The sequence below is a fragment of the Streptomyces sp. NBC_01428 genome (assembly GCF_036231965.1).
In the GTDB taxonomy this organism is placed as follows: Bacteria; Actinomycetota; Actinomycetes; order Streptomycetales; family Streptomycetaceae; genus Streptomyces.
In genome coordinates, this window is record NZ_CP109499.1 from 8,857,888 (window position 1) to 8,879,612 (window position 21,725).

Annotated in this window: 17 protein-coding genes and 3 pseudogenes; 11 read left to right on the forward strand and 9 right to left on the reverse strand. The window is 67.9% G+C overall.

Translation table 11 applies throughout. The features are described from left to right. Window positions 1-433: 433 nt before the first annotated feature. From OG406_RS38535 to OG406_RS38550, 4 genes are all read left to right on the forward strand, one after another. On the forward strand, window positions 434-1,132 hold the full coding sequence (locus tag OG406_RS38535) for a response regulator transcription factor (RefSeq protein ID WP_329190464.1): 699 nt from the start codon (window positions 434-436) through the stop codon (window positions 1,130-1,132). After that, complete coding sequence (locus tag OG406_RS38540; protein ID WP_329190466.1) at window positions 1,125-2,234, forward strand: sensor histidine kinase; 1,110 nt, start codon at window positions 1,125-1,127, stop codon at window positions 2,232-2,234. Before OG406_RS38535 ends, OG406_RS38540 begins: the two co-directional genes overlap by 8 nt. An 89-nt stretch (window positions 2,235-2,323) precedes the next feature. Beyond that, complete coding sequence (locus tag OG406_RS38545) at window positions 2,324-3,397, forward strand: serine/threonine-protein kinase (protein WP_329191108.1); 1,074 nt, start codon at window positions 2,324-2,326, stop codon at window positions 3,395-3,397. Window positions 3,398-3,525: 128 nt separating this feature from the next. Next, window positions 3,526-4,185 (forward strand): hypothetical protein, encoded by a 660-nt coding sequence (locus tag OG406_RS38550; RefSeq protein ID WP_329190468.1) that lies wholly within the window; start codon window positions 3,526-3,528, stop codon window positions 4,183-4,185. A gap of 701 nt (window positions 4,186-4,886) precedes the next feature. On the opposite strand, the gene sigJ is transcribed toward OG406_RS38550, so the two are convergent. Continuing rightward, window positions 4,887-5,825, reverse strand: coding sequence for an RNA polymerase sigma factor SigJ (sigJ, locus tag OG406_RS38555; protein WP_327410862.1), 939 nt, complete (start codon window positions 5,823-5,825; stop codon window positions 4,887-4,889). Between the two features lie 176 nt (window positions 5,826-6,001). On the opposite strand from sigJ, the gene OG406_RS38560 reads away from it, so the two are divergent. Further along, complete coding sequence (locus OG406_RS38560; RefSeq protein WP_329190471.1) at window positions 6,002-6,631, forward strand: LUD domain-containing protein; 630 nt, start codon at window positions 6,002-6,004, stop codon at window positions 6,629-6,631. A gap of 170 nt (window positions 6,632-6,801) precedes the next feature. Further along, on the forward strand, window positions 6,802-7,221 hold the full coding sequence (locus tag OG406_RS38565; RefSeq protein ID WP_329190473.1) for a nitroreductase family deazaflavin-dependent oxidoreductase: 420 nt from the start codon (window positions 6,802-6,804) through the stop codon (window positions 7,219-7,221). A gap of 119 nt (window positions 7,222-7,340) precedes the next feature. Here OG406_RS38565 and OG406_RS38570 read toward each other — a convergent pair whose 3' ends face one another. Then, entirely contained in the window at window positions 7,341-8,462 is a 1,122-nt protein-coding gene (locus OG406_RS38570; protein ID WP_329190475.1) for a PP2C family protein-serine/threonine phosphatase, read from the reverse strand. Between the two features lie 665 nt (window positions 8,463-9,127). On the opposite strand from OG406_RS38570, the gene OG406_RS38575 reads away from it, so the two are divergent. Together OG406_RS38575 and OG406_RS38580 are read left to right on the forward strand one after the other, a co-directional pair. Then, window positions 9,128-9,619, forward strand: a complete 492-nt coding sequence (locus tag OG406_RS38575) for a GNAT family N-acetyltransferase (protein WP_267052051.1) — start codon at window positions 9,128-9,130, stop codon at window positions 9,617-9,619. Between the two features lie 95 nt (window positions 9,620-9,714). After that, the gene (locus tag OG406_RS38580; protein ID WP_329190478.1) at window positions 9,715-10,425 is read left to right on the forward strand and encodes a hypothetical protein; all 711 of its coding nucleotides are present in this window, start codon (window positions 9,715-9,717) and stop codon (window positions 10,423-10,425) included. 89 nt (window positions 10,426-10,514) lie between these two features. Here OG406_RS38580 and OG406_RS38585 read toward each other — a convergent pair whose 3' ends face one another. The 7 genes and pseudogenes from OG406_RS38585 to OG406_RS38615 all read right to left on the reverse strand — a co-directional run bounded on the left by OG406_RS38585 (window position 10,515) and on the right by OG406_RS38615 (window position 17,543). Next, window positions 10,515-12,479, reverse strand: a complete 1,965-nt coding sequence (locus OG406_RS38585) for an FHA domain-containing protein (protein ID WP_267052053.1) — start codon at window positions 12,477-12,479, stop codon at window positions 10,515-10,517. Between the two features lie 55 nt (window positions 12,480-12,534). Continuing rightward, complete coding sequence (locus OG406_RS38590; protein ID WP_443067158.1) at window positions 12,535-14,235, reverse strand: serine/threonine-protein kinase; 1,701 nt, start codon at window positions 14,233-14,235, stop codon at window positions 12,535-12,537. 389 nt (window positions 14,236-14,624) lie between these two features. Further along, window positions 14,625-14,958: pseudogene (locus OG406_RS38595) on the reverse strand (IS110 family transposase); the annotation flags it as partial. Between the two features lie 221 nt (window positions 14,959-15,179). Next, entirely contained in the window at window positions 15,180-16,055 is an 876-nt protein-coding gene (locus OG406_RS38600) for a hypothetical protein (RefSeq protein ID WP_329190482.1), read from the reverse strand. Window positions 16,056-16,260: 205 nt separating this feature from the next. Beyond that, a pseudogene (locus tag OG406_RS38605) lies at window positions 16,261-16,422 on the reverse strand (RRQRL motif-containing zinc-binding protein); the annotation flags it as partial. A 23-nt stretch (window positions 16,423-16,445) separates the two neighbouring features. Next, window positions 16,446-16,796 (reverse strand): annotated as a pseudogene (locus OG406_RS38610) (GrpB family protein); the annotation flags it as partial. Between the two features lie 132 nt (window positions 16,797-16,928). After that, a complete protein-coding gene (locus tag OG406_RS38615) occupies window positions 16,929-17,543 on the reverse strand; it encodes a PadR family transcriptional regulator (RefSeq protein WP_329190484.1) in 615 nt (204 codons plus the stop codon). A gap of 70 nt (window positions 17,544-17,613) precedes the next feature. Here OG406_RS38615 and OG406_RS38620 point away from each other — a divergent pair, with 70 nt between their 5' ends. From OG406_RS38620 to OG406_RS38630, 3 genes are all read left to right on the forward strand, one after another. Beyond that, window positions 17,614-18,318 carry an ABC transporter ATP-binding protein gene (locus tag OG406_RS38620; protein ID WP_329190486.1) on the forward strand — a complete coding sequence of 235 codons (705 nt, stop codon included), beginning with the start codon at window positions 17,614-17,616 and terminating at the stop codon, window positions 18,316-18,318. Between the two features lie 5 nt (window positions 18,319-18,323). Next, window positions 18,324-21,143 (forward strand): FtsX-like permease family protein, encoded by a 2,820-nt coding sequence (locus tag OG406_RS38625; RefSeq protein WP_329191110.1) that lies wholly within the window; start codon window positions 18,324-18,326, stop codon window positions 21,141-21,143. Window positions 21,144-21,274: 131 nt separating this feature from the next. Beyond that, entirely contained in the window at window positions 21,275-21,697 is a 423-nt protein-coding gene (locus tag OG406_RS38630; protein ID WP_329190488.1) for a hypothetical protein, read from the forward strand. Window positions 21,698-21,725 lie beyond the last annotated feature (28 nt).

A 21,725-nucleotide genomic window follows, 5' to 3' on the forward strand; every position in this document is an offset into this window, starting at 1 on the left:
TCCCGGCAGGCGTCCGCGGGACCGTCGCCACCGCCCGGCGTCCGGCGCTCGCTGCCGCCCCGCCCGGCCCCCTCCGTGACCACCTGCGCCACCGTCTGTCCTCGCTCGCTGCCGGTCACTGCCGCATCCTCGGGTCTCGTGGTCTCGTGTCGGGTGTGCATGGCTCCGCGGGCGGCCGTCGTGGATCGGGGCCCGGGTGGCGTGTGGCGTGTGGAGTCTCCGGAGCCGCGCCCAAGAAGGCCGTCATGCCGTGGGCGACGAACTTGTGCTGCTCGCTGGGACCGTCGTCACTGGCCGGATGCCGGATGCCGGATGCCGGATGCCGGATGCCGGATGCCGGATGTTCGCTGCCAGTCAAGGCAGGGTGATGTTGCCGGAACGTACGTGCTTTTCAATACGCCGACGATATGTACCGACTCGTAGCATCGAGAGTATGCGTGTGCTGATCGTCGAGGACGAGCCCTATATGGCAGAAGCCATCCGCGACGGTCTCCGCCTGGAAGCGATCGCGGCCGACATCGCAGGTGACGGCGACAGCGCACTGGACCTGCTGACCGTCAACACCTACGACATCGCCGTCCTCGACCGCGACATCCCCGGCCCCTCCGGTGACGACATCGCCCAGCACATCGTCGCCTCCGGGAGCGGCATGCCGATCCTCATGCTCACCGCGGCCGACCGTCTCGACGACAAGGCCAGCGGGTTCGGGCTCGGTGCCGACGACTACCTCACGAAACCGTTCGAACTCCAGGAACTGGTGCTCAGGCTCAGAGCCCTCGACCGACGACGCGGGCACAACAGGCCTCCCGTGCGAGAGATCGCGGGGCTGCGCCTGGACCCGTTCCGTCGCGAGGTCTACCGCAACGGCCGTTACGTCGCTCTGACGAGGAAGCAGTTCGCCGTGCTCGAAGTCCTCGCAACCGCCGAGGGCGGTGTCGTCAGCGCCGAAGAACTGCTGCAGCGCGCGTGGGACGAGAACGCGGACCCGTTCACCAACGCCGTGCGGATCACGGTCTCCGCGCTGCGCAAACGCCTGGGCGAACCCTGGATCATCGCCACGGTGGCAGGCGTCGGCTACCGCATCGACCCAACGACATCCCACACCGGGCGTGAAGGAGAGACCCGTGGATAGGCCGCCCGGGCTGAGCGTTCGCCTCAAACTCACCCTCAGCTACGCCGGGTTCCTCATGGTCGCCGGCGTCCTGCTGCTCGCCGCGGTCTGGGTGTTCCTCCTGCGTTACGTCCCCGAGCGCGCGCTCATCGTTCCCCGCGGCACCCCCACCCATGGCGTCTTTCCCATCCGGTCCAACCTTCTCCACGTCTTCGCTCCGAGGGCAGCCGCGGTACTGGCGTTCCTCCTGGTGCTCGGCCTGGTGGGAGGGTGGCTGCTCGCCGGACGCATGCTCGCCCCGCTGACCCGGATCACCAACGCCACCCGCACGGCTGCGAACGGAACGCTCTCGCACCGGCTCCGGCTACCGGGCCGCAAGGACGAGTTCCGCGAACTCGCCGACGTCTTCGACGGCATGCTCGAACGGCTCGAAGCCCACGTCGGCGAACAGCGGAGATTCGCGGCCAACGCGTCGCACGAGCTGCGCACCCCGCTCGCCACCTCCAAAGCACTGCTCGAAGTGGCCCGCACCGATCCGGACTGCGACACCGGCGAACTCATCAACCGCCTGTACGCCGTCAACACCCGAGCGATCGATCTCACCGAGGCACTGCTGCTGCTCAGCCGCGCCAACCAACGGTCCTTCACCCGAGAGGCCGTCGACCTGTCCCTCATGGCGGAAGAGGCTACGGAGACACTCCTCCCGCTGGCGGAGAAGCACGGTGTCACCATCGAGACGAGCGGGGAGGTCACGCCCACGACCGGCTCGCCGGCGCTCCTGCTCCAACTGACCATGAATCTCGTCCACAACGCGATCGTCCACAACCTGCCCGGACAGGGAACTGTGCGGGTCAGGACCAGCGTCCGCCCCCAGTCCGTCGTGCTCACAGTCGACAACACGGGTGAGCCGCTCACTCCGCACCTGGTCTCGACACTCACCGAACCGTTCCAGCGCGGCACCGAACGCACCCACCTCGACCACGCGGGCGTCGGCCTCGGCCTGGCCATCGTCGACACCATCACCCGCGCCCACGACGGAACGCTCACCCTCACCCCGCGCACCACCGGCGGGCTCCACATCACGGTCGAACTTCCCGCGGCGACCCCGCAGTCGGCCAGATGACGGGCGAGCCGACAGCGAGGGGGAAGAGCGACCTGGACCCGGTCGAACCGACCCCTCTTCGAGAGCTGACCACAGTGAAGCGCCCTGACATGTCACGTGACGCGCGACTGACCGCCTACAAGACGGTGTCCGAATCCCTGTCCTCACACAGTGATCACGCCCTGCAGCACCTCCTGGACACGGCCCTGCCGCTCGGGTCCGGCATCGGCGGGACGTCGGCGCTACTGGAAGTCGCCGGCACTCAGGTCTTCGTGAAGCGCGTATCGCTCACCGACTTGGAGAGGCGACCTGAGCACCTCCAGTCCACCGCGAACCTGTTCGGTCTGCCGGCCTTCTGTCATTACGGCGTCGGCACCATCGGCTCGCCGGGTTCGGGAGCCTGGCGCGAGCTCGCCGTACACACCATGACGACGAACTGGGTTCTCACAGCAGAACACGAGGGCTTCCCCCTGATGTACCACTGGCGGGTGCTGCCGGGCTCCACGCCGCTGTCCAAGGAACTGGCAGACGTCGAACGGGCCGTCGCATACTGGGATGACGCGCCCCAGGTGCGCCGCCGAATCCACGCCCTCCAGCAATCCTCGACGAGCGTCGCACTGTTCCTGGAGTACATTCCGGAGAACCTGCACCAGTGGCTGGGCGTCCAGGTCGAAGCAGGGGACGGGACCACCGACCAGGCCGCCACCATGGTGGAGAGGGAACTTGAGGTCGGCACCTCGTTCATGCAGAGCCGCGGTCTCCTGCACTTCGACGCCCACTTCGGGAACATCCTGACCGACGGTCGGCGTCTCTACTTCGCGGACTTCGGCCTCGCCCTTTCGTCCGACTTCGACCTGTCGCCGGAAGAGGCCGATTTCTGCGACCGGCATCAGTCATACGACCGCTCCTACACCGCCACGTACCTGGTCAACTGGCTCGTCACCGCGCTGCACGGATACGCGAGGCAGGATCAGGAAGGCCGCTGCACCATGGTCCGGGCCTACGCCGAAGGCCGGCGCCCCGCAGGGATCCCCGACGCGACCGCGGCGATCCTTGCCCGTAACGCACCCATAGCCGTAGTGATGTCCGACTTCAGCCGCCGGTTTCAGCACCGAAGCAGGCGGACCCCTTACCCGCTGAGGCAGATTCAGCAGCTCAGCGGAGCACGACGCTCCTCTTTGTAGATCAGGAGCAATGCCCGGGACTTGTGGATCGGCTCCAGGAGCCCACGGGAGAGGCGTACCTTCCGGAGTGATCCAGTGATGGTCACCGAGTGGCCCGCGTTCGCTGTGCGGGTCGGGAAGGCACGCCCGTGCTCAACGCAGTACCCGACGACCGTTCCAACCAGTTCGGCTTCTTGAGCAACGGGATGGTCCGAGAGAGGGTCCGACGCGTGTTGGTCGGCGCTTTGAGGGCGGAAGTGAACCAGTACACAACCGAGTTGGTGGCTGAGACAGCTGATCACGGGAGGCAGCTGGTGCTCCGCAACGGCCTGCACGTGCCCCGGACCGTGGTTACTGAGGCCGGCCCGGTCGTGGTCCGGGCCCTGCGCGTGAACGACCACCGCGTCGACGGGGCTGTCCGCGGGCCTGCCCGGTTCGAGAACGGCGTCCCTGGTCGAGCGAGAGAGGGCAGCCGCGTGAGTGAGATTCCCCGTCCCGGCAGCGATTCCAGCAGCGTAGAACTGCAGATTGTCCGGGTCGTCGTCGCGTCCCTCGAACAGGCCACGGTCACTGTGCGCTGCCTGAGAGGACCGGTCCGTCGCGGTGCCCGCTTCGACCGGCTCCGCGGTTCAGCGCAGGCGATCGAACTGACGCTGACACAGGCCGTCATCTACGGGCATCGGGTGGCAGCACTGGACACGGGCCTCACCGCGTTCGTGACACTCCGAGGAGAAGGCGTTGAGCATCTGAAATCGGGCACCTTGGCCTCCGGGTGGCAGGTCATCGAAGGCGCCAACCCTTTGCCCTGACCCAGCGATCCACAGGGACTGACGGTCAGACCTGGACCAGCAGCCCTGCAGTCTTCGTACACCCCGCAGGCCGGGGGCAGACCGTCCGGCTGTCCTGCGCGAATCGAGCCCGTCGGTGTGCGGTTCGGGGGATGTAGGGGAGGTCGTCGGCGACGAGACGGCGCAGATCTGACTCGGTCGGTCTTCCCGTCCCGAGCGCGATGCTGACCGGCGGGACTGACCCGGCCAGAGGTTCCTTCGCAGAGGCCACTGTCGCCCTCCGATGGCGGCCGGATGAGGAGAGGTGCAGGCTGGAGGGATGTTCGCTATGTCATGGGGGGCTGAGGGGATCGCCCAGGCCTCCTCCGAGTTCCAGGATGTGGAGACGGCAGCTGATCTGTTGTGCGCTTCTGTAGAGCGAGCCGCCCTGTACGGAGTTTCGCAGGTTGAGGGAACGGCGTACCAGGACGCGGCGGAGATGCTGGCGGAGGGTATGCGCTCGGAGGGGCGAGCGGCCCTGTCGGCGGGGCGGGACTGGAGACAGGAGAGCGGCCCAGTCTGGGTCTGGCTGTTCCCTCGGCGCGCCTGAGAGCGAATGCGCCGGACGACCGTGGCTTTGGCTGCCTGCGGTACGCGCCTGCCGCTGTGACAGGGGGTGTGTGGCCCAGAGCGGGCCACACGCCCCCGGTCACCGAAAGGCGGTGATCATGTGAGGGCGCGTGTCACCGCGTCGTCCAGTGGCGGAGCTTTTCAGGGTTGCGTACCACCCAGATGTGTTTGATCCGGTCGTCGGCGACGTCGAAAGCGAACACCGTCACGATGGCGCCGTCCAACTCGGCCACCAGCCCGGGCTGCCCGTTGACCGTGCGTTCCAGGAACACCATGTCGCCCGGTCGGCGACAGGCGATCTCGATCCAGGCGCGAGCGACCTGCGGGCCGCCATGGATGGGGTGCGGGAAGGTCGGGGCGAGTCCGCCGCCGTCGGCGGTCGCGGTGACGTCGGGGTCGAGCAGGCCGATGAGAGCGTCGATGTCCTTCGCTTCCCATGCCTGCTTGAACTCCCGGACGATTGCGCCGCGTTGGGATGCCGGGACTGCGGGGGACCTTTGGGCCCGGACGCGACGCCGGGCCGAGGAGGCCAGCTGCCGGCAGGCGGCCGGAGTACGGCCGACGATCTCGGCCACCTCCGCGAAGGAGTGGCAGAAGACGTCGTGAAGGATGAATGCGACGCGCTCGGCCGGGGTCATCGATTCGAGAACGACCAGGAACGCGAGGTTGATCGACTCGTCGAGGGTGACGTGCTCGGCAGGATCGACGGGGATGGCTCCGGCACGCCCGGCGCTCCATCGCGCGTGTTCCGGTAGCGGCTCCGGCAACCATTCGCCGACGTAGGCCTCCCGCCGGACGCGGGCGGAGCCGAGTTGGTTGAGGCAGATGCGGCTCACGACCGTCGTCAGCCAGGCACCGGGGGATTCGATGGATTCCCGCTCCTGCGGCGACATGCCGTACCAGCGGGTGTAGGCCTCCTGTGCGGCATCCTCGGCCTCAGCCAGGGAGCCGAGGAGCCGGTAGGCGATGGCGATGAGCTGACGCCGCTCCCGCATGATCGCGTCCAGTTCCGGATCGGACGGGCCGTCTCCGGGCCCGGATCGGGTCGTCATGTTGCCGACGCCTCCCTCGGTTCATATCTGCCTACACCAACCCGACAAGACAGCCACCCGGAATGTGAGGCGAGGCGGCGCCTCACACTCGGGCACCCTGTCTTGTCGAACTCCTGAGACGACATCATCCGGCGGTTGACGACATCATCCGGCGGTTCAGGAAGGACCAAAACGTCATGACTACTCCGTCGCCGACACCATCGTTCGCCGACCCGGCACCCGCCCAGCGTCTGGAACGGGCGACCGCGGCGCTGAACGCGCACGGCTTCACCGCGGCGATCCTCGATGACGCCGCCGCCGCTCGTACCCGCGTCAAGGAGCTGATCCCGGAGGGCGCCGTCGTGTTCACCGGCGCCAGCGAGACGCTCCGCCTGTCCGGGATCGAGGAGGACATCAACGCGGGCGGGCGGTACGAGGCCATCAAGCCCCGTGTCCTGTCCATGGACCGTGCCACTCAAGCCGACGACATCAGGCGCCTCCTCGCCAGCCCTGACGTGGTCGTGGGCAGCGTTGCGGCTCTCACCGAAACAGGCTCCCTCGTGGTGGCCTCGGGCAGCGGAAGCCAATTGCCCGCCTACGCCGGCGGTGCCGCGCGGGCGATCTGGATCGTCGGTGCGCAGAAAGTGGTACCCGACCTCACGACCGCACTGCAGCGCGTACAGGATCACTGCCTCCCCCTGGAGAGCGCCCGCACCCGGGAAGCGTACGGCCGCCCCAGCGCCGTCAACCGTCTCCTCATCCTCAACGCAGAACACCAGCCCGGCCGCGGTACCGTCCTGCTCCTGCGCGAAGCGATCGGTTTCTGATCCTCAGAACTCCTCCAGCGTTGTCGGTACGGAGACACGGGGACGGGCCTCACACGGGACCGCCCTCGGTGACATCGCGCGTCAGTCACCTGCGCTCTGCCCGCTGGGCCCTGATCGCACCGACGGCGGAAAGCCCTTGTTGACCCCGCCTCGAAGGAGAGTCGATATCCATGTCGGAGCGTCTCCAGCGCAACCAGTCGGTCATCGACGAGTTCCGCAGCGCCGGCGGAATCGTGGGCGGCGACTTCGAGGGAGTACCTCTCTTGTTGCTGACCACCACAGGCGCCCGCACCGGGAAACCGCGCACGACCCCGTTGACCTACCTACGAGACGGACACCGCCTCGTGGTCTTCGCCGCCAACGGCGGAAGAGAGAAGCACCCGGCCTGGTACCACAACCTGTTCGCCGACCCCTCGGCCAGAGTTGAAATCGACAGCGACACCTACGCGGTGACAGCGACCGAGATCGGCGGCGCCGAGCGGGAACGCCTCTGGGACCGGCAGTTGGAGCACACGCCCTACTTCGCCGACTTCCAGGACCGGGCAGGACGCCGCACACCCGTCCTCGCTCTGGCACGGACCACCGACTGAACCAGCCGAACGGTGAGGGCTGCTTGCCACGCCTTGCTGGTCGGCATCCGCTCCACGGTGGTGTGCTGGGCGACCGCGGCGTGCGCGCGTGCCTCGGCGATGCCTTCGACGACTGCTGATCAGTTGATCGTGCGGCGGATCGCGACGACGGCGGCGTCGTCGTTGAGGTGACCGTGAACGTGGGCTCGCAGATCGTCTCGCAGGTGACGCAGCAACTGGTCCGGTTCGTTTCCGGTCCATCGCGGGGCTCGTTCGGCGAAGGGGTAGAAGTGGCCGACTGTGTTGCGGGCTTCGATGACACCGTCTGTGTAGAGCAACAGGAGGTCGTCGACCGCGAAGGGGAAGGTCTGGATCTCGTAGGAGGTGATGCCGAAGGTTGCGCCGAATCCGATCGGGAGGTGGCTTGCCTCGGTGGTGAGCGGGGTGAGGTGTCCGCCGCGAAGGAGGAGCGGGGGTGGGTGTCCGCAGGTGATGACGTGGACGACGGGTTCGTCGTCGGGGATGTCGAGCAGCGTGGCGGTGGCGAAGTCCTCGTTGGTGTCCGGGTCTTCGTGAGCTCGCCATTGGCCGGCGTCCCAGCGGAACGCGGCGTCCAGGTGGACGGCGAGCTGGGGGAGGGTCGCCTGCCGATGGGCGGCTGCGCGGAAGGCGCCGAGCAGGAGAGCGGAGTTGTTGATCGCGGCCAGGCCGTTGCCGCGGACGTCACCGATGAGGAGCCGCGTGCTGCCGTGGGCGGTTCGGGCGGCGGCGTACAAGTCCCCGCCCAGGTCGGCCTCTTCCGCGGCGGGGATGTACATCCCGGCGATGCGCAGCGGGCCGGCGTGTGTGGGCAGCGGCTGCAACAACACACCCTGCGCGACCGCGGCCACCGATCGCACCTGCTCCAGCTGGCGCTCGCTGCGGTCGCGCACCACGCAGATGAAGACGCATACGACGGAGACGACGATCAGGGCGGCGATCTGGGCCTGGATGTTGGCGGTGGCCAGGTCTCCTCGGATCGCGCCGATCAGCACCTGGGCGGCCACTGCGAGGCCTCCCATGAGCGCCGTCATCCGGGCTCCGGCGAACGCGACCGTGATCGCGGGCGCTGCCACCAGTAGCGGACCGAGATGGATGTGCTCGGGACTCAGTACATCCACCACACAGACCGCGATGATCAGTCCCACGGGGATCGCCACCAGGGCCGGTGCGTGCCCCGGCCGCCAAGAACGTCGCGGGTCCGGTCCCGGTCGAAAGGTCATGAACCAAAGCTCCCACCTGCCTGGCATTCAAGGACGTGCGCCGCTCCGAGGACCGGTTCGATCACCCTGAGACGCAGGCCGGCCGGGCCGCACAGTCGCAACGCGGGGACGGCGAGCGGCGTGCGCTGGCCCGGCGGCCGGCCCCTCTGCGGAAGACCTTCTCCGTAAGAGGCTGGTCAAGTGCGTCGGGCAGCGGTCCGTCTACAGGTGAGCACGCGGGTCGGCGAGGAAACGGACAACGCAACGGCGCCGCCTCCCCGTGGGACCGGGAGGGCAGCGCCGCGCTGGTATCCGACGGAGTTACACCAGCCAGCCGACGAAGTGGACGAGGCCGGCGAGGATGTCGGTGAGCAGGTTCATGGTGAAACGATCTCCTTGCGATGATGCATGTGTGTGGGACCAACACCCCGGTCCTGTATGGGACAGGGACCAGGTGCGCATCAGCTACGTTCTGCAGCACGTCGCTTGCACTCCGTAAGCATCGGTGTTCGTGCAGGCCTCACGCAATTTCTGACGCCACGATCACCTGTTCGTGCGAACAACTGCGCGCCTGTTCGTATCGGAGCCTCTTCACCATGCCGAAGCGGCCGTGCCACACGCTTGATGAGGGGGATGGAGACGCCCCAACGGAACAGACACGCACCAGGGTGAGAAATACTCTTCCGATGAGGTCACGTACTTTCCCGACCAGCCAACCGATCACGATTCGGAGGGCTGTCGCACGGGATGCCAAACGACTCACCCGGATCGTGCGTGGCTCAAGCGCCTACCAGGGGGAGTACGCAGGCGCAGTCGCGGGCTATCGAGTCGGTCCCGATTACATCGAGGCCCACCGCGTCTTCGTGGCCGTCTCCACCGACGAGGACGAGGGAGGCCGGGTCCTCGGGTTCTACTCGCTCGTCCTTGCTCCGCCGGAGCTCGACTTGTTGTTCGTCGCCGACGAGGCGCAGGGGCGGGGTATTGGAAGGCGGCTCATCGAGCACATGAAGAACGAGGCTCGTGCCGCCGGGCTAGACCGCCTCAAGGTTGTGTCGCATCATCCCGCCGAGGACTTCTATCACCGCGTCGGCGCGGTCCGGACCGGGACTGTGCTCGCGAATCCGCCCGCCGTTCCGTGGGACCGTGCAGAGTTCGAGTTTCGCATTCCCTCGGAATGACGCTGTCTGATCGCGGGGGACTGGCCTCGCCTACAAGGGGCAGCGCAGGTCAGGCTGTACGGGACAGGCTATGCCTCAACGGACTGCCCGCCGAGGTGACCCGGATTCTCGCGGCGCTGCGCACCGCGCTCGCCGGCGCGCACGTGAAGGACCTCGGCGACCTCCACCCCCCGCTCACCGAGCTGGCCGCGGCCGGACTGCAGACGCCCGACATCGCCGAAGGCCACCGCCTCGCCGCCGTCCTGCGCGCCTACGTCGCTCCCGCTCCGGCGGGCGCCTCCGAAGCACCTTCGGTGGCTGCTCCCGCTCCGGCGGCCGCAGCCGACGCCCGAGTTGCCGAGGACGCCGACGAGGAGCGCCGGGATGACGACGACGGGCTGGTCCCGGGGGATGAGCAGGATGAGCCGGAGGGCGCGATCTTCCCGGCTCTGCGAATCCTCAAGGAGTCGGTGGCCCGGTCAAAGATGCACCCGATCCTGGTCATCCGCACCGAAGACCGGGAAGCCGGGCCGTGTCCCGAATCTTGTTGCAGGCGACGGGTGTTGCGGCCCGCAAGCTTGACCACTACCGGCCTGGCTCACTGCTTGAGCTCGCCAGCTCACGCCCACTCGCGCACGCTCGACGCCACCGCGGATGCCTGGCAGATCCGCGGTATGAGCCCAGAGCGGAACGGCGTTGACGATCAACTGGCGAAATTGTTCAGGGACCAGCCGACGCAAGCGATATGGATCCACTACCCGCCCCCACTGCGGCCTATCGTGACGGGCACACCCGTCAAGATAGGCCGGATGAGAGCCGTACGGTGAGCTCGTTTGCTCCCGTCGAGCAAGCCGCGGACCGGCGTGAACGCCCACGCACCAAGTGGTTGGGTGTTTGCAGTTGAGGCGGCGGACCGTCAGGCCGGACCCAACAGGGCTGAGTTACGGGGGTCCGGTAGCGGCTGCGGCTGCTGCGGGGTGGTCGGGACGAACACCGGGGCGTCCTGCTGGTAGAAGATGTCGATGTCGGCTTCCTCGCCGCTGACGATCAGCGTGTCCCAGGCACCGCTCTCCTGGAGTGTGCGAAGGGTCGCGGGCGCCAGAGTGGAGAGATGGGCCCGGAGCACGTCGTCATCCGGCAGACCCGGCATACGGGGCGCCAGCCGCTCACGGATGGCCCGCATACGGTCCAGCAGGACCTCCAGATCAGCGCCCGCGGGAGCAGCGCCGGCGCGGCCAGCTACGCCCGGAGCCGGGACCGGGGCCACACTCGCCTCCATGCTCCCTTCGATGATGTCCTTGATCGCCCGGGTCACACCCCGCTCGTCCGTGGTGACCATCGCGTTCCAGGCGCGGCTCTTGTGCCGGTACTGGAGCATCGACATGGCCGCCTCGTGGCGGATGAAGTCCGCGTCACGCAGGGGCCGTCCGCGCCAGGCCCGGCTGAGGGAGCGGGCCAGCGAGACGGCGGAGGCCAGGCCGCTGTTGAGGCCGCGTCCGGGCCAGAAGTGGATGGCGTTGGCCGCGTCCCCCAAGAGGAACCCGTACGTGCCCGGGCCTTCCGCGGTCGGGCGGGTGAGCTGGGCGGTGAATCGCGGGCGCTGGACCATGTCGAGGCGGAACGACGTGATGGCGCTGAGGTCCTCCTCGGGGACGTCGAACAGCCGCAGCCCTTCCACGATCCGCTTCCACAGCGGCGAGCCGCGCAGCAGCGCCGGCAGGAACAGAGTGCCGTGGGTCGGGCAGACGAACTCGTTGTCCTCGTGGCGGCTCATCACGCACGGCCGGGCCGCGATGCACTCTTCGAAGACCTGCCGCACCGGGTCGATGCCGATGACGTTTCGGGCCTCCTCGCGGGTGAGGCGCATGTTCAGGAAGCCCTCGCCGCGAAGCGAGTTGAGCAGGAAGCGGTTCTGCGCCACGGTGAGCAGCACGCTCATCGGGTCCGAAAGACGGGACTTGACCTTGAGTCCGAGCACGATGTCCTGGATGTGCTCGCCGTCGAGGGAGTAGATGGAGGCGTCCGCCATGCCGAAGCGGCCGGCGAAGTGCTCACGGGTGCGGGAGCGGCCGCCCTCGCCGATGACCAGCACGTGATCGCGGGTGATGAGGTGTTCTTGCTCTGCTATGTCGAACCGCTTGGGCACGAGCCGGATGGCGGACTTGCTGTTGGCCAGTTCGAGCAGTTGGTCCTCGATGTAGGCGATACGTATGTTGCGGGGCGGCCGTCCGTCGACGGAGTCGGGGCCGAGCGGCCACATCTCCGAATACTGGCCGGTGTCGCCGAACATCGCCGTCTGCATCTCGGTTGTGAGCGCCAGGTACTGCCGGCTCTGGACGGTGACGACCTGCTGGCGGCGGACGTTGCCCTGGTCGGCGTCCTTCCAGACGACGGAGGTGCCGTTGCGTATCCACCGGCCGTCGTAGACGGTGATCGCGACCCGTCCGGCCAGTGCGTCCTCCAGCAGCAGTGCGACGGCCAGGCCGACGGGGCCGCCGCCGGTTACCGTGACTCGGAGGACTCCTGGGTCCACGGCTGCGTTGGCGCGCGGCAGGTCCATCTGGGAGAGGTCCATGACCGTCTCCACGGCCTCCTGGGTCTCGAACAGGAACGTCTCGTCGCCGATGCGAATGGTGTCGCCGGGCAGCAACTCATGCCGCTCGACGCGCTGTTCGTTGACGAAGGTGCCGTTCCTGCTCCCACGGTCGTGGAGGACGTAGGTACCGTGGTCGGCGACGATCTCGGCGTGGAAGCGGGAAGCGCTGACGCTGACGATGATGACGTCGTTGTCGCTCTTGCGCCCGAACGTCACCGGGGCTTCTCCGAGAACCACGCTCTGACCGGTGAACGGACCGGTGCGTCCCACGATGACCGACAGCACGGAAACTCCTTAAGGAAAAAAAGATTGGTCCAATTATGAAGGACCAGGGGCTCTGTCACTCGCCGTTCGACCGGCAAGTGATGGAAAACGGGACAGGGTTGGACTTCGTATCGAACGGTGACTTGATCTCGACGGCCATCGCACTCTTCAACGTGCCAGCCTGAGCCCAGGTCGACAAGCGCACCGTCTCCGTCTTGCTCGTCGGGTCACCCTCACGGAACGCCAGCGTCCGCCACTCCTTGTCCACCACGGCTCCGTTGTCGGACACCCACCGGTACGAGAACTGGACCGGGGCCCGGTCTGTCTTGAACGTCGCGGTGAACCAGGGCACCTCACCGTCTCCGCCTGGGCAGGTCCCGTCGAACGAGGTGGCGTTGCCGGTGACAGCCACCGACACCGGTTGGGACGCGCTGCCAGTGCTGGTGGTTTCGGCCTTCTTGGCGCTCTTGTCGTCGTCCTGGTTCATGACCGTGTAGGCGATGCCGCCACCAGACAGGATGAGGGCGACCGCCACAGCCCACACCAGATACGTCCTACGACGGCCGCGCCGGGCGGAGGGGGGCGCGGACTTGGCGTCCTGCCCGAAGTCGGCCGCCGGGACGGGCGTGGCCGCGCCGGACCCGTACGCCGCGCTGTTCGGCGGAGGCCCGAACGTGCCCAGCGGCGAGGGCGTGGCCGCAGCCCGAGCCACCGTCACCTCAACCGCAGCGGTCGGGCCAGTCGACATGGTCGGAGCAGTCGCAGCAACACTCTCCTCGGCGACCGGCGTCTGCTCGGCGGGCGGGGTCTTCTCCGCGGCCGTCACCGCCGAGGTGACGGCCGCAGTGACACCGCCCGTCACCGACGTCGTGGGCACCGTCAAAGCCGCGGTCACCTCCGCATCCGCGGTCCCCGCCCCGGCCGTTGCCGTCAACACCTGGGTCGCCCGCAAGAGTTCACCCATGGCTTCCTCGGCCCCCATCCGTCCCTCGGGGTCCTTGATCATCAGCCCCTCGATGACCGCCGTGAGCGGACCGGCCCGGTGCGGCGGCGGCAACTCGTCGTCCACGACGGCGCGCAGGGTCGACAAGGCACTCGTCCGGCGGAACGGCGAACGCCCCTGTACGGCCGTGTAGAGCAACGCCCCGAGCGACCACAGGTCGGAGGCGGTACCCGGTATCCGGCCCAACGCCCGCTCGGGGGCGAGGTACTCGGGTGATCCAACGACCTCACCGGTCATTGTCAACGCGGTGCTGCCCTCCACGCTGGCTATACCGAAGTCGGTCAGGACGACCCGGCCCTCCTCGGCAAGCAGCACGTTGGCGGGTTTCACGTCACGGTGCAGCACGCCGACGCTATGGGCCGCGCGCAGGGCCGCGAGGACCTCGACGCCGATGCGCGCGACCTCCCTCGGCGCCAGCGCACCCTCGGCGCCGATCGCATCGGCGAGGGAGCGGCCGCGGACGAGTTCCATGACGATCCACGGCCGGTCGTCGAAGGTCACCACGTCGTGGACGGTGACGACTCCACGGGAGTTGACGCGTGCCGCCGCCCACGCCTCCCGTTCCAGCCGGATGTGCATCTGCCTGCTGCGTTCGACGGGCAGTTCGATGGAGGCACGGACCTCTTTGACGGCGACGTCGCGATGGAGCACTTGGTCGCGGGCCCGCCACACGGTGCCCATACCGCCCTCGCCGAGTATGGACAGCAGCCGGTACCTGCTTGCGACCAGCCGTTCATCGCCGGCCTCTGGCGATGTCTCGTCGTTGTTCTGCATGAGGGTCCACTCCCTAACTCCGCCAACTGCCGCCGTCAGTATGATGAATACGGCGACGATCACTAAATGAGCAGCGTGAGGGCCGGACAGAAACAATCCGGACAGTGTTGTGACAGTCGTGAACCGCCGACGACTGAGGTACACGCATTCGCAGCATCCTGCCGGGTGGTAGGCGACTCAGGGTTCATTGCCAGTAACTGGTGGTTTCAGATTGACGTGTGACGGCTCGGGGCGGGCGTGGCCTGATCCGTTAGCGGCGAACTAGTAGTGCTTCGTTAGGTTCTTGGTCTGGGTCTGCTGGTTTCCAGGGGGCGGCCGCAGGTGGTGCAGGTGCCGGTCCAGCACCTCAGCAGGTCTTGGAGCGTGTTGAGGGTCCGGTAGAGGCTCGTGCGAGCCTGATCGGCGCTGACGGCGGCGTCTTTGGCGCCAGTCTTGCTTTCGCCGGTAGCCCTCGGAGGCCCGTTGGATGGCCCGGCCGGAGAGGTAAAGCACCGGCCGGCCGTGATTGAGGAGGAGCGTGATGGCGAGGGCGGCTCCGCCGTCGGTCAGATCGATGCCCCAGGTCACCGTCTCGCCCAGGGCCAGGACGTCGGCGAGGAGTTGGAGACGTTCGGGTTCGTCGTTGGCGACGCGCCGGGACAGCAGCCGACGGCCGCTCTCGTCGATCGCGACGCAGTGGTGATGGGTTTTGCCTGCGTCGATGCCGGCCCAGATCCTGGCCATGGTGCCTCCGTGCGGTGGGGTGTGCTGATGCCTCCCGACGGACGACCTCGCTGTCGATTCCCTACGGAGCGATCATTCACAATTCCTAATTGGCAGCCGAGTCGTCGTGGGGCATCGGGCGGCCAAGCGAGCCGCGCGGCCGGCGTGGTCACCACGCAGGCGATGCCATCCGCCCGCTCATGGAGTGCGCCTCTGAACCAGTCAGGATCGGCCTGACCGAGTCAACGGGAATCCGTTGCGTCGCCCTCGGCCGGGCGAGGGGCTGCCGAGCTGTCGGCGGCCTGACGGGCGGCGCGTTCCGCGCGGAGTTCTTCGGCGACCTCGTAGGCCCGGTCCGGGTCGTAGACGGTGACCGACGTGCCAGGGCTGTACATCGAAGCTGCCCGCGGCGTGTACCCATAGCTCTCGACGCGGCGCCGGGCAGCTATGCCGTCGACCTCGCTGACGGGTACCCGCCACAGCTCGGCGGTGTGGGACGGGGTCCACCACTCGTCCGGACGCACGAAGTCCCGCTTCACCTCCGTCCGACGCTCCACCTCCACCTGGGTCCGGCCGAGTTGCTCGGTCAACCAGCTGGTCAGCGCCTGTGCATCAACCCGAGCCAGCGTCGCGAAGGCCGCCGGTTCGCACTCCACCGTCTCGCCGCGGGTATGCAGCACCACCTTGATCGACTTTCGCTGCCCCAGACAGAGTCGCTCGATGACGACGACTCGCTGCAGATCGGCCGTCGCCATGGTCGACGAACGCAGAAAGCGGGCGATCACGACCTGGGCCGGAGTTCCCCGGGGGCGGAACTCGACCCACCGCACCGTCGTGGACACCGTGACGCACACCGTGGCCACGATGAGCAGGATCATCGCGACGACCGTGAGCGCCAGGAAGACCCACAGAATGCCCCAGGCAACGGAGCTCCCCGAGATCACGGCGCCCAGCAGAACGCCCAGCAAAAGGGGGGCGGCGACCACCGCCGGGACCACGGTGCTCGCGCCGAACCCGAACCCCAGCTGGCGGACCCGGCTGGGGACGAACAGCAGCCGCCATCCGTCCGTCACGGGTAACACGACCTTCGCCAGCGGGCCAGAGCGCTGAGATTCCATGGCTCAAAGGTAGGACCGTGCAAGGGAGTTCGTAAGGCCACAGCGAGCCGCACCTCCTCGAAGGCGGGAACCGCAGACGAGAGCGCGTCAGCCGGCCAGGCAGCGCCGGCCTGGCCCGGGGTCCGGGGTCCAGGGACGTGCCGTCGTGGCATTCCAGGCAGGATTCGAGAGTGCGCAGCGGGATGACGTGGAAATACCGTCGGCAGCACTTCGGGCACCGTTGCCGGGCTTCCATCGCTCGGTCCAGGGCGCGTTCCTGCGCGAGGGTCATCGGCCGCACCGGCAGGGCACGGTCGATCCGGTATAGGAACGTGGGCCGCGTGCATTTCCGCTCGGGGTAGTTCCGGCACTTGCGGCAGCGCAGCACGATCGGCGTCTGCCCTGCCGGGCGTAAACGTCGCGAGTCGGTGTGCGCACGAGTCGATGCCCTGGCTCGCGAGCCCGTAGTTGGTAACCGGCGGTCAGCAGTCCGTCGAGGTAGTCCTCCTCCGCGGTGATGGCGGGCACCGCGACGACGATGTCGACGATCGGCTTGGCGGCCAGGCCGGGCACAGATGTGGATCCGATGTGCTCGACGTCGACCGGCGGCGCCAACGCGTCGAGGATCTGGCGTCGATGCCTCAGGTATTCCTGAGACCAGTGTGCGTCATAGCTGTGGAGATCCAGATCAAGCGCCTACGGACCACCGATGAGCTCGACTGCGGTGACACCCGGCCAGCGCGTTTTGCTGCTGTTCGTCAGCTGCACGCCCCTCTCGTCGATCGTCGACTGGTCATTTTGACCATTGGGGCGACAGAGGCCTCTGCAAGCAATGGTCCTTGCTGCATCCGACTGGCGATCGCCGTTCGGTTGAACGGACCGAAAGGGTTGTCGTTATGCGGAGTTCGGCCAGGAAGCCGCCTGCGGGCCAGCGTCCGGTTCAGCGTCGGTCACGCTCTGCCCCGACGCTGTCTCGTTCCTGCGTTCCGCGGCCAGTGCGCTCAAGTGTTGTTCCGCACTGTCCAGTAGGCCGAGGTCAGTCTTGGTGTGGGCGATGGCCGTGTCGATCAGGAGGGCTACCAAGGGCTCGGCGGTGTGCAGTCGGCGTTGGCGGGCGAGGCCCGCGAGTTCCGAGAGGTACGTCTGCCGCTGGGCCTCGATGAGGGTGGCGAGGGCCTCGGCGCCGAGCGTGGTGGCTGCCAGGAGCTTCAGAAAGATCTCGTCGCGAAAGCCGCCGGTGCGTACCCAGGCGGTGGTGGCCCACGTCTCGAGCTCGGCGCTGCCCGCGGAGGTGAGCGTGTAGAGGTTCTTGTCCGGGCGGTCGGCCTGCGCGACTTGGGAACGCGTCACGTAGCCGTCACGGACGAGCCGCTCGAGGATCTGGTAGAGGTGACCGATGTTGAGGCCGCCCCACTGCGGGCCGATGGTCTCCTCGAACTGCGCCTTGAGCTCGTATCCGTGGCTCGGACGCTCCGTCAGGAGCGCCAGCACGGCGTGATGAAGCGGCATACACATCCCTCCTGCATTGTGACAACATACTCGTGGATTGTGGCAATGCAGGAGAGCGGGGGCAACTTCTATGGCTGTGCACGTAGCGTTGCGCGGGGTGAGTCGGCGCTATCCCGGGTTGATTGCCCTGAACGAGGTCGACTTGGAGGTCGCCCCGGGGGAGGTGGTGGTGCTCACCGGTCCCTCCGGATCCGGTAAGTCCACGGTGCTCCACGTGACCGGAGGGATGGACCGGCCGGACCAAGGGAGCGTCGAGATCGACGGCAAGAAGCTGCTGTCCCGGCATCTGGACGATCATCGCCGACGCATCGGTTTCGTCTTTCAGCGCTTCCATCTCCTGCCCGCTCTCACGGTGCTGGACAACGTGCTGGCCCCGGTACTGCCCCGAAGAGTTGACTTCGACCGACGCGAGCGCGGTATGGAACTCTTGGAGGCCGTCGGTCTGGGCACGCGTGCCGACGCTCTTCCGGCGGAGTTGTCGGGAGGGCAGCAACAACGGGTCGCCGTGGCGCGCGCGTTGATCAACCGCCCGGGTCTCCTGCTGGCCGACGAACCGACGGGCAACCTCGACAGTGTCACCGGCCGGGAGATCATCGACCTGCTGATGTCCCTGCGGGAGAGTTACGGCATGACGATGATCATCGCCACCCACGATGCCGAGGTCGCGGCGAACGGGGACCGGGTGGTGCGTCTGCAGGACGGCAGGATCACTTCGAACCAGCGGATCGCCGCCTCCGCCGACGTGCTCGACCGCCTGGGAGGGCTGCGCCCGTGATAGCGATGATCATCGGGCAGCTCATCCGGCGGCGCACCCGCGCGATGGCGCTCGCCGCAGGAATCCTCGTAGCGGCGACCAGCTTCACGCTGCTGACCTCCACGGTGCACACGAGTCAGGCGAGCACCATTGGCACGGTGGCGAAGAACGCCCGCTCCGCGTACGACGTCCTGGTACGACCGCCCGACGCGCAGACCGAGGTGGAGCGGTCGAGCGGTCTGGTCGCGCCGAACTTCCTGTCCGGCACCTTCGGCGGCATCACGATGGACCAGTACCGGCGCATCCGAGGCCTGGCCGGAGTCGACGTGGCGGCACCCGTCGCCAACATCGGCTACCTGATGGTGTCCAACACCGTCTCCGTCGATGTCTCCCGTTTCCTCGACGGCAAGGCGTTCCGGCAGATCCTGCGGATCACTCCGACGCTCACCGCCGGGCTGGAGACCTATCGCACCGCCGATCAGTACGTCTACCTCACGCGTTCTCCCATCACCTCGGGGACATCCGACGACGTGTTCGAGTCCGAAACCCTGGAGAAGGGACAGGCCGACAGGAGCACCCGGCGGTACATGATGAACGGCAAGTACAACGTGTGCTTCTACTTCAACGGCGACAAGACCGGGCAGACGCAGTGGAACCTCGACCTGCCGATGAAGGAGAGCATGATCGGCGAGGACCTCAGCGACAGGTCCGCGTTCGACCCCGACCTGCACTCGCGGATGAACTGCCAGTCAGGGCAGGGCAAGGCCACCATCGACATTCCCGTCGCCTACCCGGTGCTGCTGTCCGCCGTCGACCCCGCAGCGGAGGAGCGCCTGGTGGGCCTGCGCCGCACCGTCACGTCGGGCCGCATGATCGCGGAGCGGGACAAGCCGTACGTGGTTCCGCCCTCGAAAAGCCCGCAGGGTCAGCGAGAGGCACACATAGCGGTGGCGCTCAGCAGCCACGCGCTGACCGCGGGCAGGATCAACGCCACCGTAGAGCGCCTCGACACCGGAGATCCCGCGACGCTGCCCTCACGGCTGGGCAATCCGACGGCCAACACCTTCGTCAAGAACCTGCGCGGCACAGCCGTGGGGCGCGTCAGCGTGGACCTCGGCCAGGGCTACCAGAAAGCGGTGCCCCGGTTCGGGGTGGACGCCACCAACTACTGGACGGTCGGGCCGGTGACCTATCGGCGGACGGCGGGCGGCAGCCTGGCCGCGGTTCCGCAAGCACCGCAGAAGCCCGGCCTGTGGGTGACCAACCTGAACGAGCAACCGGTGGCGAACGTCCCCGAGGAGAACACAGGCCCGCAGTACCGGAAGGTGACGAGCCATGCCTCCACCTTCTGCAACGGCATGGGACGATGCCAGGAGCTCGACTTCGGCCGTCTGGAGGCCCCCTACTTCGACGTCGTCGGCCGCTTCGACACCAGCAGGCTCCCCGGCTTCTCGCCACTCTCGCAGGCCCCGCTGGAGACGTACCAGTCGCCACAGGTCACCGGCGAGGACCGGCCCACCCGCACCGCACTGAACGGCCGACCACTGCGCCCCGACCGGAACTTGGGCGGCTACCTCACCCCGCCGCCCACCATGCTCACCACCATGGACTCGGTCACGGCCCTTACCAGGAGCCGCCGCGTCCCGAGCCTCCAGGACAAGGCGCCTGTCAGCGCGATCAGGCTCAAAGTGGCCGGCGTGACAGGCGTCGACGCCGCGTCCCGGGCCCGGGTCAATGCCGTGGCCGGCCAGATCCGCACCGCTTACCCCAGGCTTCAGGTGGACGTGACGGTCGGCAGTTCCCCCCGGCCGCAGACCGTCGTACTCAGCGACACGGCGCGGGTGACGGAACGCTGGGTGGAAAAGGGGGTGGCCCTGCGGATCCTGAGAGCCGTGGACGCCAAGAGCGTCATCCTCTTCACCCTTGTCCTGGTCGTCTGCGCGCTGTTCCTCGGCCAGGCGGCGCTGGCTTCGGTGCGCTCCCGCCGCACCGAGATCGGCACGTTGCGCTGCGTCGGCTGGAGCGGCGGCGAGGTACTTCGGCTCGTCCTCGGTGAACTGGCCGCGATAGGGCTTGCAGCAGGCTTCGTGGGCGCGATGCTCGCGTACGGGCTCGGCCGGCTGCTGGGCCAGCCGGATGCCGGTGCCAAGTCGCTGATGGTTGTCCCGGTGGCATTGCTGCTGGCCACGGCCGCGGGTCTGATCCCGGCCTGGCTCGCGACGCGTCTGGGCCCCATGCAGGCCGTCCAAGCCCCGGTGACGGCGGTCCGCAGGTCCCGCCCGGTGCGCTCGGTGGCCGGACTGGCCCTGGTCAACCTTCTGAGGGTGCGCGGCCGTACACTGCTCGGCGCGTCGGGCCTGGCGCTCGGAGTCGCCGCATTCACCACGCTGCTGGCTCTGACACTAGCCTTCCGCGGTGAAGTGGCAGGATCGCTGCTCGGCAACGCCGTGGTCGCTCAGGCCCGGACCGCCGACTATCTGAGCGTTGCCCTGTCGCTGGCGCTCGGCGCGGCAGGAGCCGTGGACGTGCTGGTCCTGTCACAGCGCGAGCGCGCGGCGGATCTCGCCATCCTGCGGGCAACGGGGTGGACCAACCGCGAACTCGCCCGGTTGACGCTCTACGAGGGGATCGGACTCGCTCTCCTGGGCAGCTTGTCGGGCGCCGGCGTCGGTCTGGTTGCGGTCATGACACTGGGGCGCGGCGTGCTGGAGGGGCACTTCGTCGCGCTCGTCGGCGCCGCGCTGCTGGCCGCGATGGCCGCCACCGCGCTGGTGGGCGCCGCTCTGACGGTGCCCGTCCGAAGGCTCGCGCAGATTGCCCCCGCCCACCTGCTGGCCGCCGACTGAACGCCGAGGTGCCGACGCTCCGATGGCGCGTGTTGGGCCCCCGGGGACTGTCCGGCGCTGCGCCGTCGCGCGCACTCGAACCTGGCCATATCCAACCTGCTCTGCCGCTTGGTCAGCTTTGGCAGAGCCGTGTGGTCGTCTCTGCCGAGACGACCACACGGCAGTGCCACGACCCCCTTGTTTTCGAGACGTTGCCGTACGGCGAGCAAGTGCAGCGGCTGTGGGGCGACTACCTCTTCCGGCTGGTTGCCGGCCTGTCTCCGTCGTTGGACGGTCTGGCCGCGCGGCTGCGGTTGAGCATCGAACGGGGTTGGGAGGATCTGGGCGCGGTGGATGCGGCGATGTTCAGCATTCAGAAGATCGACTTTGGGCTCAGCCGACTGGAGGGCAGCCCTGGCCCTGATGTCTTCGTCCGGGTTAGCCGCGCCCAGGCGAAGGTCGACGCGGCACTCGACCTCCTGCTCTATGCCCTCGGTATCGGCGACGAAGCCCTTGCCTTCCGCGGCGACATCGAAACCGGCTTCGTTGACCTGCGGAGGGGACCTCAGACCTGAACTCACGCTGCTTCACCGGCGGGGCACC